Genomic DNA, 15,544 nt, shown 5'->3' with positions numbered 1-15,544 from the left:
GCATACTCCGCTGCGGGTCGCTCGGCTAAAACGAGAGCGCAAAAATCGTGAGTCATATCAATGAATTTTGCGCTCATTACGAGTCGATGCGTCTCGTTGCAACCGTTTTGCCTGAACCGGACAGCCGTGGGACAAGCCCGGGCATGACGGCGGAGCGCCTGGTAAAGTAGCGATTCAGGCAAAATACCTTGCCAATATCCCCCGATACACCTTCGTCAGCTGCTCCAGATCGACCACCGGCACGCGCTCGTCGATCTGGTGCATGGTCTGGCCGACCAGGCCGAACTCGATCACCGGGCAATAGCTCGAGATGAACCGCGCATCCGAGGTGCCGCCGCTGGTTGACAGCTCGGGCTTGCGGCCCGTCACGTCCTCGATCGCGGACACCGCGAGATCGGTGAACGGGCCCGGCTTGGTGACGAACACGTTGGAGTTGGACGGCTCCCAGACGATGCGGGCGCGGATGCGGTTGCCGCAGGCTTGGGTCAGCCGCATCTCGACCAGCTCGCGCAGGCTCGCCTGGGTGTGGTTGTCGTTGTAGCGGATGTTGAATTTTGCGCGCGCCTGGCCGGGGATGACATTGTTGGCGGTGTTGCCGACGTCGACCGAGGTGAATTCGAGATTGGAGGCCTGGAACGCCGCGCTGCCGTGGTCGAGCGGCTCGTCGGAGATCGCCACGATCAGCCGCGAGATGTCCGGCACCGGATTGGCGGCGCGGTGCGGATAGGCGACGTGACCCTGTACGCCGTCGACGAAAAGCGTGCCGGATTGCGAGCCGCGGCGGCCGACCTTGATGGTGTCGCCGAGCGTCTCGACATTGGAGGGCTCGCCGAGCACGCAATGATCGAATTTTTCGCCACGCTCGGCGGCCCATTGCAGCAGCTTGATCGTGCCGTTGATGGAAACGTCTTCCTCGTCGCCGGTGATCAGGAACGAGATCGAGCCGTTGCCGTCCGCGCGCGGCTTGCCGCCATTGGTGGCGAGATGCTCCAGCACCGCGGCAACCGAGCAGGCGATGCCGCCCTTCATGTCGACCGCGCCGCGGCCGTGCAGAAAGCCGTCCTTCACATCGCCGGAGAACGCGCCGACGCTCCAGGCGCTCTCGTCGCCGGGCGGCACCACGTCGGTGTGGCCGGCAAAGGTGATGTGCGGGCCTTCGCTGCCGATCCGCGCATAGAGATTGTCGACGTCGGCGGTGCCGGGTTCGGAGAACGTCACGCGGTGGCAGGTGAAGCCAGCTGCGTTCAGGGCTTTTTCAAGCACGCCCAGCGCACCGGCATCGGCCGGGGTTACCGAAGGGCAGCGGATCAGATCGCGGGCAATGGACAGGGCATCGGTCATGACGGAGAAGATCAATCCCGCAGCAGCTCGTTGATGCTGGTCTTCGACCGCGTGCGTTCGTCGACGCGCTTGACGATGACGGCGCAGGCGGTGCTCGGGCCCATCTGGCCGTTCTTCATCGGCTTGCCGGGCAGCGCGCCGGGCACCACAACCGAATATTCCGGCACTTCGCCAACGAAGATTTCGCCGGTCTCGCGGTCAACGATCTTGGTCGAGGCGCCCAGGAATACGCCCATCGACAGCACCGCACCCTTGCGTACGATGACGCCCTCGGCGACCTCGGATCGCGCGCCGATGAAGCAGTCGTCCTCGATGATCACGGGCTCGGCCTGGAGCGGCTCGAGCACGCCGCCGATGCCGACGCCGCCGGAGATGTGCACGCGCTTGCCGATCTGCGCGCAGGAGCCGACCGTCGACCAGGTGTCGATCATGGTCGATTCATCGACATAGGCGCCGAGATTGACGAAGGACGGCATCAGCACGACGTTGCGGGCGATGAAGGCGGAGCGGCGCACGATCGAGCCGGGAACGGCGCGAAAACCGGCGTCGCGGAACCGGTTCTCGCCCCAGCCGTCGAACTTCGAGGGTACCTTGTCCCACCAGGTCGCCTTGCCGGGGCCGCCCGGAATGGCGCCCATGTCGTTGAGACGGAACGACAGCAGCACGGCCTTCTTCAGCCATTGATTGACCTTCCACTTGCCATCGGCCCCGCGCTCGGCGACGCGCGCCTCGCCCTTGTCCAGAATCTCCAGCGCCTGGTCCACGGCCTCGCGCACCTCGCCCTTGGTCGAGGTCGAAATGCCGTCGCGCGCGTCGAAGGCGCCGTTGATGGTGGATTCGAGGGCTTGGAGGGACATCGGCATTTCCTCTCGGGAAGGCAGGATTTGTAGCGGATTGGGGGACTTTTTCGGGATTTGAGGGGACGGAGTCAAGGCATACTCCACCGTCGTCCCGGGGCGCGCGAAGCGGGGAAGGTAGTAGCCCGGATGGAGCGAAGCGTAATCCGGGAAAGTCTCCCCTGCGGTGAGTTGCCCCGGATTACGCTTCGCTCCATCCGGGCTACGGTGGCCTAACGCGACAGCCCCGCCAAAAACCCCGTCAGATCATCCGTGACGTGGTCGACATGGGCCGCATCCCGGCCCTCCAGTTCCCAGTCCTCACGCACCACTTCCTTCGTGCCATCGGGCACCACCAGCACCGTGGTCATGCCGAGCTCGTGCGGGACGGTGAGGTTGCGGGCGAGGTCCTCGAACATCGCGGCCCGGGTCGGATCGACCGTATGATCGCCGAGAAATTTCCGGTAGGTCTGCGGCGCCGGCTTAGGTTCGAACTCCGCCGCGATGATGTCGAATACGCCGTCGAAATGCGTGGTGAGGCCGAGCCGCGACAGCACCGCATCGACATGGTCGACCGAACCGTTGGTCAGGATCAGCTTGCGCCCGGGCAGCTTTGCGATGGCTTCGCCAAGCGCCTGGTTCGGCGCCAGCGGCGAATGATCGATCTTGTGCACATAGGCGAGGTAGTCGTCGGCGCGCACGCCATGCAGGGTCATCATGCCGCGCATGGTGGTGCCGAAGCGCAGATAGTAATCCTTCTGGATCTTGCGCGCTTCCGCAGGCGTCACGTTGAGCCAATTGCAAACGAACTCCCCGATCCGCGCATCGACCTGCTGCCACAGATTGACGTGATGCGGATAGAGCGTGTTGTCGAGGTCGAACACCCAGGTGTCGATGCGGGCGAAGGTGCGAGGGGAGGTCATTGCGGCTCTCTATTCGTTATCGGAGTGGCCCCCCAACTTTCCGCCGTCGTCCCGGCGAAGGCCGGGACCCATACCGCGTGATCTATCAATGGGGCACGCTGGTCGTCGTTCTTCGCAAAACCCAATCCTGTGGTTATGGGTCCCGGCCTTCGCCGGGACGACGATGGTGTTTGTTGCGTCATCACAAAAGCAATCACGGCATCGCGAACCGCAGCGTCTTGCCGCCGCTCGACATATCCACCACCCCAAAACCCGTCGCCGCAAATCCGCGCGCGGGGCAATCGGTCTGCTCGTTGGTCTCGAACTTGGTCTCGCGTGTGCAAAGCTGCTTGTCGCCGCCCCAGTTCAGCGGCCGGTCCTTCTGCTTGATAACGCGGTTGTCGGCATCGATAGCTTCCGCGAAGCTGAAGATCTGCTTCGGCTGCCCGGTCACGTCGGGGTGCAGGCACGTCTTGGGATCGATGCGATACCAGCCGCGGCTTGTCACCGACTTGCCGTCGTCGGTGGCGACCGCCGCCATCACCTTGTGCGGCGTGTCGTTGCACCAGGTCAGGCCGCTCGCCGACGGCGTCTGCACCGCGTCGACCATTGTCTTGAAGAGATTGGGCGACTGCATGGTGTCCAACGGCAACCCGCGGCTCTTCAGGAAGGCTGCGAGCGCTGCCTGCGTCTTCGGCCCGTCGACGCCGTCGATTGGGGCGGCGTCATAGCCGGCGATCACCAGGAGCCGCTGGATGCCGGCGAGCCGTGCCTGCTCGTCGTCATATTCGGAATCTTCGGCGAGGTAAGCGGTGAAGTTGCCGTCGTCGCCCTGCGTCGGCGTGATCTGGGTGAAGGCGGCCTGGGTCTGGCCGCTGCGGCACTGCCGCGCGGCGGCGATGACGAAATTATCCTGCGCCACGCAGAGCATGTCGCTGCCGTTCTGCGGGATCGGGGAGGCGCCATAGACGCCGAGCGCGCGGGCGTTGAGCAGGATGCGGTCGGCGGACAGCGTGCCCTGCACCACCACGCGGCAGGTGGCGGGATCGATCCTGAACCAGCCGCGCGTAGCGGTCGCCGCCTTGTCATCGATGCCGATGGCGGCCTCCACGACATAGGACATGCGGTTGCAGATCTTGAGGTCGGCGAACGCTGGTGCGGAGGAGAAGAAGAACGAGACCGCGGCGGCGGGCAGCGCCATCAGGAAGCGAGTCGAGGTCGAGCGGCGGCGCGGCCACATTCTCGGTTCGTCATGGCCGGGCAAAAGCGCGAAGCGCGTCCCGACGGAAAGCTCCCGGCCATCCACGCCTTGTTTCGGCGTTGAAGAAAGAACGTGGATGCCCGGGACATCTTCGCGAAGACGCGCTTCGCGCTCTTGCCCGGCCATGACGGCTTTCTTTGGCCCGCTCTTCATCACTTGTGGATCAGCGTCCCCGTGCCCTGGTTGGTGAAGAGCTCGAGCAGCACGGCGTGCTGCATCTTGCCGTCGATGATGACGACGCCCTGCACGCCCTGTTCGAGCGCGTAGATGCAGGTCTCGACCTTCGGAATCATGCCGCCGGAAATGGTGCCGTCGGCGATCAGCTTTCGCGCGTCCTTCACCGAGAGCTGCGGGATCAGCTTCTTCGACTTGTCGAGCACGCCCGGCACGTCGGTGAGCAGCAGCAGGCGTTTTGCTTTCAGCGCGCCGGCGACGGCGCCGGCGAAGGTGTCGGCATTGACGTTGAAGGTCTGCCCCGTCTTCGAAGTCGCAAGCGGCGCCAGCACCGGGATCAGCTCGTAGCCGATCAGCTGGTTGAGCAGCGTCAGATCGACCTTCTCCGGCTCGCCGACGAAGCCGAGATCGACCACCTTCTCGATATGAGAGTCCGGGTCGACCATGGTCCGCGTCGCCTTCGACGCGGTGACCATGTTGCCGTCCTTGCCGCAGAGGCCGACCGCCTTGCCGCCGGCTTCGTTGATGTAGCCGACCAGCGACTTGTTGATGGAGCCGGCGAGCACCATCTCGACGATCTCGATGGTCGCGGCGTCGGTGATACGCAGGCCGGCGGCGAACTCCGAGACGATGCCGAGGCGCTTGAGCATGGTCGCGATCTGCGGCCCGCCGCCATGCACGACCACCGGGTTGATCGCGGTCTGCTCGAGCAGCACGATGTCGCGGGCAAAGTTCTTCGCCGTCTCCTCGTCGCCCATGGCATGGCCGCCATATTTGATGACGATGGTTTCTTCGTCATACTGCTGCATGTGCGGCAGCGCTTCGGACAGGATGCGGGCCTGGTCGAGCGGTGAGATTTCGGTCATGAGGCGGATCTCGCTGGCGGGACTGTCGGGCCGCGTTCTATCCGATTGGCGGGCGAGGCGCAAAGCGTTGCTGGCATGCCGCCATGTAGCCCGAATGGAGCGAAGCGAAATCCGGGTCTCGTGCCAAAAGCGCCGGTGGTCCCGGATTGCGCTTCGCTCCATCCGGGCTACGGCTCAGCTCTTGGGCCACACCGCCGCTGCCGTCACCGCCAGCCAGCTCAAAATCATCAGCGTTCCGCCGGTCGGCGCGGCGTAGGGAAATAGCGCGTGTCCGGCATACTGCCGCAAGGTGAGGTCGCCCGCGAACAGCGCCGCAGCGATCGCGAAGCCGAAGCCAGCCGCAAGGCCAATTCCGCCGTGCAGAAGTCCGCGTTCGATCAGCGCGACCGCCGCGAGGATGGCAGTTGCATGAAACAGCAGCATGGCGCTTGCGGATGCGAGCCTGCTCGCATCGCCGCCATGGGCGGAGGCTGCCGCCAGCGCGACGCCGGCGGCGCCCATCAGGCCGGCCAGGGCGACCAACGGCCGCAACATCAAGAGCTCCGCTCTTCCAGCAGCCGTGCCATCGCGGCGCGCAGCTCGGCCATTCCGGCCCCGGAGCGCGATGACGTCGTCAGCACATCCGGAAACGCGGCGGGATGCTTGGCGAGCGCAACGCCGGTCTCGGCGATGCGGGATTCAAGCTCCGATGCCTTCACCTGGTCGGCCTTGGTGAGCACGATCTGATAGCTGACGGCCGAGCGGTCGAGCGTTCCCAGGATTTCATGATCGACGTCCTTCAGCCCATGGCGGGCGTCGATCAGCAGGTAGACGCGCGCGAGCGAGGCGCGGCCCAGCAGGAATTTGTGAATCAGGTCGGTCCAGGATGCGACCTGGGTCTTGGGTGCCTTGGCATAGCCATAGCCGGGCATGTCGACGAGCCGCAGGTCGGTCTTGCCGGGGACCTCGAAGAAGATCAGCTCCTGGGTGCGGCCCGGCGTGTGCGAGGTGCGCGCGAGCGCGTTGCGGCCGGTCAGCGCGTTGATCAGGCTCGACTTGCCGACATTGGAGCGGCCGGCAAAGGCGATCTCGAGCCCCGCCATCGGCGGCAGCGTCGCAATCGAGGGCGAAGCCCAGATGAACTGCCAGTCGCGGGCGAACAGCTTTCGCCCGGTTTCGATCAGCTTCGCATCGGTGTCGTCGGTCATGCGAAGGCCTCTACCTCTCGTCATGGCCGGGCTTGTCCCGGCCATCCACGTCTCGCCACGGAGCCCGCTTCCAAGACGTGGATGCCCGGGACAAGCCCGGGCATGACGATGTGGAGGCAGTTGCGCCCGGCAACGCCGGAATACTACGTCGCCTTCTTCGCGAACGTCGCCTTGAGATTGTCGAACAGCTCCACCTTCACACCGTTGCGGCGCATGATGAAGCTCTGCTGGAGCACCGAGAGCGTATTGTTCCACGCCCAGTAGATCACGAGACCCGCCGGGAAGCCCGCCAGCATGAAGGTGAAGATCAGCGGCATCCAGTTGAAGATCATCTGCTGGGTCGGATCCGGCGGCGTCGGGTTCAGCTTCATCTGGAACCACATCGTGATGCCCATGATGATCGGCCAGATGCCGAGCGCGAGGTAATGGCCGAACAGCGGGAGCGTGGTCGGGTCGAACGGGATCAGCCCGAACAGGGTGAACAGATTGGTCGGATCGGGCGCGGAGAGATCCTTGATCCAGCCGTAGAAGGGCGCGTGCCGCATCTCGATGGTGACGAACAGCACCTTGTAGAGCGAGAAGAACACGGGGATCTGGATCACCACGGGAAGACAGCCGGCGACCGGATTGATCTTCTCCTTGCGGTAGATCTCCATCATCTCCTGCTGCTGCTTCACCTTGTCGTCGGGATAGCGCTCTTTCAGCCCCTGAAGCTGCGGCTGGATCGACTTCATCTTCGCCATCGAGGCGTAGGACTTGTTCGCCAGCGGGAAGAACAAGAGCTTCACGATCACGGTCACGAGCAGGATCGAGATGCCGAAATTGCCGAAGAAGCGGTAGAAGAAGTCGAGCCCCAGGAACATCGGCTTGGTGATGAAGTAGAACCAGCCCCAGTCGATCAAGAGATCGAAGTGGTTGAGGCCGAGCTCCTTGGTGTAGCCGCCGAGGCCGGCGAGCGGAAAGTTGATGCCGACCACGCCGGCTTCCTTGGCGCCGGCGAACAGCCGCGCGTTCGCCGTTGCGGTGCCGCCGATCGCGACGGTGACGGGATCGAGCAGATAGTCGGTCTGGTAGGTGTGGACGTTGCCGGTTGGGTTCGACGAGAAACGCGCCTGAAGCTGGGCATTGGTGTCGGGCAGCAGCGCCGAGGCCCAGTATTTGTCGGTCATGCCGAGCCAGCCGTTGGTGGCCTTGAAGCTCACCTGCCTGGCTTCGTCGATTTTCTTGTAGGCGTATTCCTGCAAGCCCTGGTCGCCAAGATAGCCGATCAGGCCTTCATGCAGGATGTAATAGCCCGAGACCTGCGGCGTGCCGTGGCGCGAGATCAGTGCGAAAGGATAGAGCGTGACCGGCGCGTTGCCGACATTGCTCACCTCGTCCTTGACTGTGAAGAGATAATGGTCGTCGACCGCGATGGTGCGGCGGAAGGTCAGGCCCTCGCCATTGTCCCATTTCAGCGCCACCGGCGTCGACGGCGTCAGGTTGCCGCTGCCGTCCTGCTGCCAGGTGGTCTGGGCGTCCGGCAGCTTGGCCGACACGCCCGTCGCGGGCACCCAGCCGAACTCGGCGTAATAGGGCTCCGCGGTGCCCGAGGGCGAATAGAGGACGATCGGCGGCGAGCTCGGATTGACCGTTTCGCGGTATTGCACCAGCGCAAGGTCGTCGATGCGGCCGCCCTTCAGCGAGATGCTGCCGGCAAGCCGCGGCGTCTCGATCTTCACGCGTGGCGCCGCGGCAATTGCGGTGTCGCGGCTGACGACCGGCTGGGCCTGCTGGTTCACAGCCGGCGTCGTTGACGGCTGCGCCGCACTGCCGGGCTGCGGCGCCGCGCCCGGCGTTGCGGACGCGGTCGGCTGCGGTGCGCCCTTCTGGAGCTCGGCCTGCGTCTGCTGGGCGCGCTGCTTCTCCATCTGCGGCACGTTGTAGAAATACTGCCAGGCGATCAGGACGAGGCCCGACAGGATGACGGCGAGGATGGTGTTGCGATTGTCGGTCATCATCTAATGTCTCGTCATCAATCCGGGTTGCGGCTGGCTGCGGGAGCGGGGCTGGGCCGAGTGCGGTCGGTTCTTGGACCGCGTCCCTTCGACGTTCCCTTGGGCGCCTGCCGCGCGGGCTTCCTGAACGCCGTGCGGAGGTCGTCGAGCATGGTCGCGAAGTCACGCGACAGCGCGTCCCTTCGGCCAACCAGCACATAATCATGATGGGGCTGCATCGACACCGGATCGAGCCGCTTCACCAATTCGCGAAGCCGGCGCCGGATGCGATTGCGCTCGGGAGCGTTGCCGTTCTTTTTGGTAACGGTAAAGCCGATCCGGATCGGGCCGCTGTCATCGCGGCTGCGGCTTTGCAGGACGAACGCGGGACTATTCACCCGCGCGCCATTGGCAACGGCGAGGAAATCCGCCCGCTGCCTCAGCCGATCCATGATGAAATCCCAAAAAGGGGGGCCGGGTCAGGCGCTCAGACGCTTGCGGCCGCGGGCGCGGCGGGCGGCGAGAACCTTGCGGCCGCCGGCAGTGGCGAGGCGGGCACGGAAGCCGTGACGGCGCTTGCGCACCAGTTTGCTGGGTTGATAAGTCCGCTTCACGGGTTTTTCTCCGCTGACCGGGCAATTTGCCTGTAGAATTGATGATAAAGTCCGGAAGTTACGGCCCAAAAGGGCCCTTTTCCGGCCCTAAGAGAGCCGCTCCCGGTGTCGCACCGGGTCATCGCGGACAATTTGGCCGGCTTATAAGGGAGCGTCCCCTTGTCGTCAACGCCGCAGGACCGCGCAGGCGAATGGAATATCACTTGAATATCACTGTTTCGGCGGGGTTTTAAACCCCTGAGGTAGCGACTCGCCGTATCAGCGCCTACATCCGACCTCGGGAGATTAGCGATCCGTAATTTGACCGGACCCCGGGGCGGGTCGCATCCTTCGTCAGCCAAGGCCAGCAGGGGCGAAACTCGTGGTAGCGACAGACCTCCAGCCGACCCAAGATCTGGATCGAGCTCTGGATCGAGCTCTGGATCAGCCGGACCAGCCGGTGACGCGGCTGCGCGGGCCGCGCGGGCTCGGCCTGTCCGGCAAGCTGCTGCTGCTGACCGTTCCACTGGTGATGATCGCGGCGATCCTGCTCTACGTGCCTGCGATCGCCAACTTCTGGGTCAATCGGCTGAACGACCGCGTGGCGGCGGCCAACACGGCGGCGCTGGTGCTCGATGCGGCGCCGCTCGGCATGGTCCCCGATTCGCTGTCGCGCCAGATCCTGAAAAGCATCAACGCGCGCGCGGTTGCGATCAAGATGGGGCAGCAGCGCCGGCTGCTCGCCAGCGACAATTTGCCGGCTGCCATCGAGCACGACATCGACCTGCGCGACATGACAGCCTGGGAGGCGATCACCGGCTCATTCCGGATGATGCTGGAGACCGGCAACCAGGCCATCCGCATCGTCGGGCCCGGCGTCGGCAGTGCCCAGTTCATCGAGATCGTCACCGACGAGCTGCCACTGCGGCAGTCGATGTACCGCTTCTCCCGCAACGTCGTGGTGGTCGCGCTGATCATCGCGGTGCTGACCGCGGGCCTGGTCTACCTCGCGCTGCATTACCTGTTCGTGCGACCGATGCGGCGGCTCACCGCGAGCCTGGTCGGCTTCCACGAAAACCCTGAAAGCTCGGCGCGGATCATCGTGCCGAGCCAGCGCAGCGACGAGATCGGGGTCGCCGAACGCGAATTGTCGGACATGCAGCGCGACCTGATGTCGATGCTCAATCAGAAGAGCCGGCTCGCAGCGCTCGGCCTCGCCGTCTCCAAGATCAACCACGATTTGCGCAATCTGCTGGCCTCGGCGCAGCTGCTGTCGGACCAGCTCGCCAGCGTGCCGGACCCGCGGGTGCAGCGATTCGCGCCAAAGCTCGTGCGCTCGCTGGAGCGCGCCATCGCCTTCTGCCAGTCGACGCTGTCCTACGGCCGCGCTCAGGAGGCTGCGCCCGACCGCCGCATGCTCCTGATCGAGCCGGTGGTGCTGGAGGTGCGCGAGACCGCGGGCCTCGCCAGCGACGCCTCGATCGCCTGGGTCGCCGCGATCGAGCGCGGGCTTGCGGTCGATGCCGATCCCGATCAGCTCTTCCGCGTGCTGCTCAACCTCGTCCGCAACGCCGCCCAGGCGCTGGAAAGCCATTCATCCGGCGAGAGCGGCGGGGTCCAGCAGATCCGGATTACCGGCAAGCGCGAGGGCGCCGTCGCCATTCTCGAGGTCTCCGACACCGGCCCGGGCGTGCCCGAGAGGACCCGGGAGCACCTGTTCGAGGCGTTCCAGACCTCCGGCCGCCCCGGCGGCAGCGGCCTTGGACTGGCGATTGCCGCCGAGCTCGTCCGCGCCCATGGCGGCGACATCCATCTGGTCGAAGGCACCATCGGCGCCACCTTCCGGATCGTCATCCCCGACCGCCCCGTGGAACTGCTCTCCATTCGCAACGAGCGGGCGCGGGCGTAGTCGGCCTCCAGAGGCCGAGTGCCGCGCACCTTTGATTAGTGCCGCGCACCTTTGATTCTTGTCATTCCGGGATGGCCCGAAGGGCCAGGCCCGGAATCCATAACCCCGACTGGTGGTTATGGATTCCGGGCTCGCGACTCCGTCGCGCCCCGGAATGACGGTTGGGAAGCGGAAATGCCCCAAAATACCGCCACTCCGGACCTTGCCAACCGGGACAAGAGCGGTTAGTCAAAGCGCTCTTTCGCACCCCTCCGGCTCCGCCGGGGGCTGCATGTGGGTCATGCCCGCAATCGCTGTTTGCGAAACACGCGCCCGTAGCTCAGCTGGATAGAGCATCAGACTACGAATCTGAGGGTCGGACGTTCGAATCGTTCCGGGCGCGCCAGTCGCACAAGTTCCCATTGGAAATCAATAACTAACGCAGATACAAGCGCTTAGCTGCCGCGTGGTGGTCACAAGCGGTGGTGCTAATCGTGCGCGTATTGATGGGTGTAATCAAAGATAGACACGGGACGTACTGTGCCCGGAAGACGGTGCCAGAGAAACCCAAGGGGCTTCAGGCGGCGGTTGCGCGTGAGCTGAACAACGGCAAGCCGGTGCAGAAGCACTTGAAGCGCTCACTGGGGACCAAGGACCCCCGCGAGGCCAACATACGGGCCAAGCCTGTGTTGGCGGAATTTGACCGCATCATCGCCAAGGCAAAGGCGCGCCTAGCGACGACCACAGCCCCACGGGCCAAGCGCACCAGCCTGAACGACACCGAAATCAAGCGCATGTCCGAGTACGTGTATGCCAAGGCGATGGCGGATGATGAACGTTTTCGCTTCGGTGGTCGCGATGGGAGGAAGCGCATTGAGGCGGAAATCATTCGCCTTGAGGGGGCTGCGGAGCCGCCGCTAATCCCGCATGAGGAGTGGCCGCAGTATGGGATGCCGCGCCGGGTGTTCGAGGAGAACCGTGGTGAACTGATCGATACGTTGCGCGAGATGCGCGAGGCCGCTGCTATGGGCGACATCTCCGCTGTTCAGGATCATGTGTTGGAAGCCATGTGGGCCTTCAACATCGAGCTGGACGAGCACAGCCCGGCTTACATCAGGCTAAGCACGGCGTGCCTGCATTCGTACCTGCGAGCCCTTGAGGACATCAGGAAGCGCGACGAGGGCATTACAGTTGAGACCCCTCCGCTCGCGTTGCCGGGTGCTGCGGCGACAACAGCAGACGGAGGGACGCTGAAAGACGCGTTGGAGGGTTGGAAGCGACACCGAGCGCGACCCAAACGAACAGTGGATGAGTTTAGCCGCAGCGTGGACATGTTTGTGCAGCTTCACGGCAACATGCCTGTAGCGGCGATCAAGAAGAAGCACGCGCTGGAATACCGCAAGGCGCTTCAGGACGTACCTCGGTTGAGGCAAGGTGATCTGCTGCGTGCAACGCTTCCAGCGCAAGCCGAGTGGGGACGCGAGCACCCGGAAGAGCCGAGGATCACCGCGGCCACCATCAACAAGCAACTGGGTGCGGTTCAGTCCGTTTGCATCTGGGCGAACGATAACGGCCTCGTGCCAGAGGAGGTGCAGTGGACCGACCCATTCAGCAAACTCAGGCTTCCAGAGGAACGCTCCGAGCGCACGTCGTTTGAGATTGCGGAGCTTCAATCGCTGTTTAATGCGGCGGTATTCACAGAACACAAGTTCGCGCTAGGAGCAGGGGCGGCTGGTTTTTGGTTGCCTGTGCTTGCGCTCTTCTCTGGCGCACGGCAGGCGGAATTGGGAAGCCTCACCGCTGCTAATGTGCAGGTAGACGCTGAAACGCGAGTGCCCTTGCTATACTTCGTGACTGAGCGAGCACGAGGCAAGCGGGTCAAGACAGACGCATCCGAGCGTGTCGTACCCGTACATCCCGAAGTGATCCGCTTGGGCTTCCTCAGCTATGTCGAGGAGCGTCGGAAGGCGGATGGCGCGGATGCGTGGCTGTTCCCCTCGGTATCTCCCGACCGGGGCCGCGCTGGCGTGCCCGCGTGGTCCCAATGGTTTGGCCGTTATCTCCGGGCCGCAGGGGTCACGGATAAAGCCAAGGTATTCCACAGCTTCAAACACACCGTAAAGGACGCGCTGCGCAGAGGCAGGGCGGATCATGAGATGCGCGAAGCTCTGATCGGTCACGCTCAGGCATCCTCGGTGAGCTGGGGCTACGGCGCTAACGCCATGTTGTCGCGGTTCGGTGCTGCCGCACTGTCGGACGCCGTAAACCGCATTTCCTATCCCGGCCTTGACCTGTCGCGTGTTCGTCCGCTGGACAAACCAACTCTTACTCGCGCCAACGGAAGAAAATGACGCCTATCCACATCGACAAAGAACTCCTGCAAGCAGCAAAATACGCCTCGCTACGAGCACACCCAACCTCCGAGCAAGCCATAGCTCTTGTCGCGAAGCTCGCGTCGATGGTGGAGGAACACACTCTCCGTGCCGGGTTACGTCAAAAGAAGCGGAAGGATACGGCGGGTAAGCTGGAGTACGCCACGGGAGCATTCTTGGCTGACCTCTTGCGTCCGTACGATGCGGAGGAGCCCAACGGTTGGGTCTATAAGTCGTTGAACAAGACGTCCTTCACAGGGGCCTCGGTGGGCCGTCACGCGTTTGATCAGCTATACAACGGTCTTGAAGGGTTGGGCTTCTTACAGCACGTACCGGGACACAAGGTCTCAGGCGAACATTCCGACATGGGGAAGTACGCCGCTCGTTTCCGTGCGACACCGGAGCTGCTGACGTTCTGCACTGAGCAGGGGGTGCCTCCCAGCGCTGTGCTCGACCACTTTGAGTTCGAGTACGACCTTCCCAAGCATCCGGTGGAGCTGCGGAAGCGCAAGCTCAAGAACTTCTTCAGAAGCTCGGACATCCCCGGAAAGCCCATGGAGTTCGAGAGGACACCAGCGCTCGGGGGGATGGAGCATGTCATCTCCGAGATGAATGAGTTCTTCGCAAAACAGATACTGCGCGGAGGCCAGCATCATGGCTACGTCCGCATCTTCCAGAACGGTGACGATCCTCACTTCGATTGGAACAAGGGAGGCCGGCTGTATAGCCAACACTTCACCGAGAGCTACCAAGTGATGTCTTCTGAGGCGCGGCGGAAGATGACGATCAATGGCGAGCCGGTGGCGGAAATCGACCTCAGCGGAAGTTACCTGACCATTTTCCTGTCGCTCCACGGGCTCCAGTTGGACTTAACCGAGGACCCGTACTTACTGCCGGGCCTTGGATTGGAGCACCGAGGAGCCGTGAAGCAATGGTTCGTGGGGACGTTCGGTAACAGCAAGCCGATCAAGAGATGGCCCAAGGACATGCTGGATGGTGATCCCGGCCTCAGCGAGTATCGTCCTGCCGAAATCACGAAAGCTGTTTTCACCAAGTATCCGGTGCTGAAGAGTTGGGGCGAGCCCCTCAATGGTCGGGTCTATAGCTGGGCCGACTTGATGTGGCTGGAAAGCTCGGTGATGTTTTCAGCCATGCTGGATTTGATGCACCATCACTCAACTCCGAGCCTGAGTGTCCACGACAGCCTGATTGTTCCGGTCTCTAAGGCCGAGGTGGCAGAAGAGGCGCTGAGGAGCAGGTTTCAGTCCCAACAGAAGGTAGTCCCAAGGTTGAAGTTCAACGGGCCACTATCCGACGTTGGATAGAGGCTCCAAGAGAGAAGTTCATAACCAGATACAGAGAGGGGGGACAGGAGGGCCACAGAGGAACTAGAGGAGCATAGGGGGGAGCTTAGGGGAGGGGGGTAGTAGATGAATTATATAGGGAAGACAGGCAGATAGAGGGGAGAGGAGGAGAGAGACGGCACAGGGGGGCACAGGTACAATGGGACCAGTTTATATCCAGATACCGAGGCCGCCTCCGAAGACCCCCGCCAGCCCACCAGAGGGATTTAGCTCCTCGACACCAAAGGCCCATCTGGGATCGTTGAGGACCCCACGGTCGCCGTAAGCTGCTCGTACAGCAGACCGCCACGACGGGACACGGGCCGCCAGCCAAGGCGCACCTGCGCCACATCCTCTCGTGGGCCCATGCCTGACAATCGACGCAGCGCGCCCGCCTTTGGCACCGGGGCAATCATCGGTGCCCTTGGAGGCCTCATTGGGCTTGAGGCGGTACAGTTGCGACCAGAGCTTCTCTATGTTTCGGCGGCATTGGCCATTTAAGTGATTGTCTCTGAACCACGCACGACTGCTGTCGGCCCGGTGGCGGTCGCCCTTGAAGCCCGAGCATTTGGAAGCCGGGGGGCCGGGGCGTTCAGAAAGGGGCCCGGTGGAGCAGATGGGACCCGCAAGCGCCTCAGCTCTTGCCTCAGGCGGCTTGCCTCGGCAATGGATGTTGCACTTCTTCGAGATTGAGGCCTGTTCACAACAAGCCTGAGCGACTTAACATCGGGAGCGGCTGCGGCAGTCCAACGCAGAGCTGAAGAAGTTCATGGCATTCGTCCTCGCGACCCCGAGGCGTTCTAGT

13 protein-coding genes and 1 tRNA gene are annotated in these 15,544 nt (G+C 63.5%); 4 read left to right on the top strand and 10 right to left on the bottom strand.

Translation table 11 applies throughout. The annotated features are described in order from the left end of the window. Window positions 1-174: 174 nt before the first annotated feature. The 10 genes from dapE to rpmH form a co-directional block, all read right to left on the bottom strand. Window positions 175-1,341 carry a succinyl-diaminopimelate desuccinylase gene (gene dapE, locus IVB18_RS46770; protein WP_247986792.1) on the bottom strand — a complete coding sequence of 389 codons (1,167 nt, stop codon included), beginning with the start codon at window positions 1,339-1,341 and terminating at the stop codon, window positions 175-177. 11 nt (window positions 1,342-1,352) lie between these two features. Then, window positions 1,353-2,198 (bottom strand): 2,3,4,5-tetrahydropyridine-2,6-dicarboxylate N-succinyltransferase, encoded by an 846-nt coding sequence (dapD, locus tag IVB18_RS46765; RefSeq protein ID WP_247986791.1) that lies wholly within the window; start codon window positions 2,196-2,198, stop codon window positions 1,353-1,355. Between the two features lie 212 nt (window positions 2,199-2,410). Further along, the gene (locus IVB18_RS46760) at window positions 2,411-3,100 is read right to left on the bottom strand and encodes a pyrimidine 5'-nucleotidase (RefSeq protein ID WP_247986790.1); all 690 of its coding nucleotides are present in this window, start codon (window positions 3,098-3,100) and stop codon (window positions 2,411-2,413) included. A gap of 193 nt (window positions 3,101-3,293) precedes the next feature. Beyond that, a complete protein-coding gene (locus tag IVB18_RS46755) occupies window positions 3,294-4,280 on the bottom strand; it encodes a DUF1036 domain-containing protein (RefSeq protein ID WP_247991901.1) in 987 nt (328 codons plus the stop codon). 212 nt (window positions 4,281-4,492) lie between these two features. Continuing rightward, on the bottom strand, window positions 4,493-5,380 hold the full coding sequence (gene argB, locus IVB18_RS46750; protein ID WP_247986789.1) for an acetylglutamate kinase: 888 nt from the start codon (window positions 5,378-5,380) through the stop codon (window positions 4,493-4,495). A gap of 174 nt (window positions 5,381-5,554) precedes the next feature. After that, complete coding sequence (locus IVB18_RS46745) at window positions 5,555-5,914, bottom strand: DUF423 domain-containing protein (protein WP_247986788.1); 360 nt, start codon at window positions 5,912-5,914, stop codon at window positions 5,555-5,557. Beyond that, entirely contained in the window at window positions 5,914-6,567 is a 654-nt protein-coding gene (gene yihA, locus IVB18_RS46740) for a ribosome biogenesis GTP-binding protein YihA/YsxC (protein WP_247986787.1), read from the bottom strand. The genes IVB18_RS46745 and yihA overlap by 1 nt, the downstream gene beginning before the upstream one ends. Window positions 6,568-6,710: 143 nt before the next feature. Next, on the bottom strand, window positions 6,711-8,564 hold the full coding sequence (yidC, locus tag IVB18_RS46735; RefSeq protein ID WP_247991900.1) for a membrane protein insertase YidC: 1,854 nt from the start codon (window positions 8,562-8,564) through the stop codon (window positions 6,711-6,713). 17 nt (window positions 8,565-8,581) lie between these two features. Then, window positions 8,582-8,995: a ribonuclease P protein component gene (gene rnpA / locus IVB18_RS46730; RefSeq protein ID WP_247986786.1), complete on the bottom strand. Its 414-nt coding sequence runs from the start codon at window positions 8,993-8,995 to the stop codon at window positions 8,582-8,584. A gap of 27 nt (window positions 8,996-9,022) precedes the next feature. Then, a complete protein-coding gene (gene rpmH, locus IVB18_RS46725) occupies window positions 9,023-9,157 on the bottom strand; it encodes a 50S ribosomal protein L34 (RefSeq protein WP_008542748.1) in 135 nt (44 codons plus the stop codon). Between the two features lie 418 nt (window positions 9,158-9,575). Between rpmH and IVB18_RS46720 the strand changes: the two genes are divergently transcribed. The 4 genes from IVB18_RS46720 (at window position 9,576) to IVB18_RS46705 (ending at window position 14,721) form a co-directional block, all read left to right on the top strand. Beyond that, window positions 9,576-11,045 carry a HAMP domain-containing sensor histidine kinase gene (locus tag IVB18_RS46720; RefSeq protein ID WP_247991899.1) on the top strand — a complete coding sequence of 490 codons (1,470 nt, stop codon included), beginning with the start codon at window positions 9,576-9,578 and terminating at the stop codon, window positions 11,043-11,045. Window positions 11,046-11,353: 308 nt separating this feature from the next. Further along, window positions 11,354-11,430: transfer RNA gene (locus tag IVB18_RS46715), tRNA-Arg, on the top strand. Window positions 11,431-11,530: 100 nt separating this feature from the next. Continuing rightward, window positions 11,531-13,375 carry a site-specific integrase gene (locus tag IVB18_RS46710; RefSeq protein ID WP_346732689.1) on the top strand — a complete coding sequence of 615 codons (1,845 nt, stop codon included), beginning with the start codon at window positions 11,531-11,533 and terminating at the stop codon, window positions 13,373-13,375. After that, entirely contained in the window at window positions 13,372-14,721 is a 1,350-nt protein-coding gene (locus IVB18_RS46705) for a hypothetical protein (protein ID WP_247986784.1), read from the top strand. Before IVB18_RS46710 ends, IVB18_RS46705 begins: the two co-directional genes overlap by 4 nt. Window positions 14,722-15,544 lie beyond the last annotated feature (823 nt).

This window comes from Bradyrhizobium sp. 186 (assembly GCF_023101685.1).
In the GTDB taxonomy this organism is placed as follows: Bacteria; Pseudomonadota; Alphaproteobacteria; order Rhizobiales; family Xanthobacteraceae; genus Bradyrhizobium.
The sequence above is the reverse complement of the archived record's forward strand: the minus strand, read 5'-3'. Positions and strand labels throughout refer to the sequence as shown.

Excerpts from the sequence above, each read along its gene's own strand:
- dapE (WP_247986792.1), bottom strand. The coding sequence starts at position 1,341 with ATGACCGATGCCCTGTCCATTGCCCGCGATCTGATCCGCTGCCCTTCG.
- dapD (WP_247986791.1), bottom strand. The coding sequence starts at position 2,198 with ATGTCCCTCCAAGCCCTCGAATCCACCATCAACGGCGCCTTCGACGCG.
- IVB18_RS46760 (WP_247986790.1), bottom strand. The coding sequence starts at position 3,100 with ATGACCTCCCCTCGCACCTTCGCCCGCATCGACACCTGGGTGTTCGAC.
- IVB18_RS46755 (WP_247991901.1), bottom strand. The coding sequence starts at position 4,280 with ATGGCGCTGCCCGCCGCCGCGGTCTCGTTCTTCTTCTCCTCCGCACCA.
- argB (WP_247986789.1), bottom strand. The coding sequence starts at position 5,380 with ATGACCGAAATCTCACCGCTCGACCAGGCCCGCATCCTGTCCGAAGCG.
- IVB18_RS46745 (WP_247986788.1), bottom strand. The coding sequence starts at position 5,914 with ATGTTGCGGCCGTTGGTCGCCCTGGCCGGCCTGATGGGCGCCGCCGGC.
- yihA (WP_247986787.1), bottom strand. The coding sequence starts at position 6,567 with ATGACCGACGACACCGATGCGAAGCTGATCGAAACCGGGCGAAAGCTG.
- yidC (WP_247991900.1), bottom strand. The coding sequence starts at position 8,564 with ATGACCGACAATCGCAACACCATCCTCGCCGTCATCCTGTCGGGCCTC.
- rnpA (WP_247986786.1), bottom strand. The coding sequence starts at position 8,995 with ATGGATCGGCTGAGGCAGCGGGCGGATTTCCTCGCCGTTGCCAATGGC.
- IVB18_RS46710 (WP_346732689.1), top strand. The coding sequence starts at position 11,531 with ATGGGTGTAATCAAAGATAGACACGGGACGTACTGTGCCCGGAAGACG.
- IVB18_RS46705 (WP_247986784.1), top strand. The coding sequence starts at position 13,372 with ATGACGCCTATCCACATCGACAAAGAACTCCTGCAAGCAGCAAAATAC.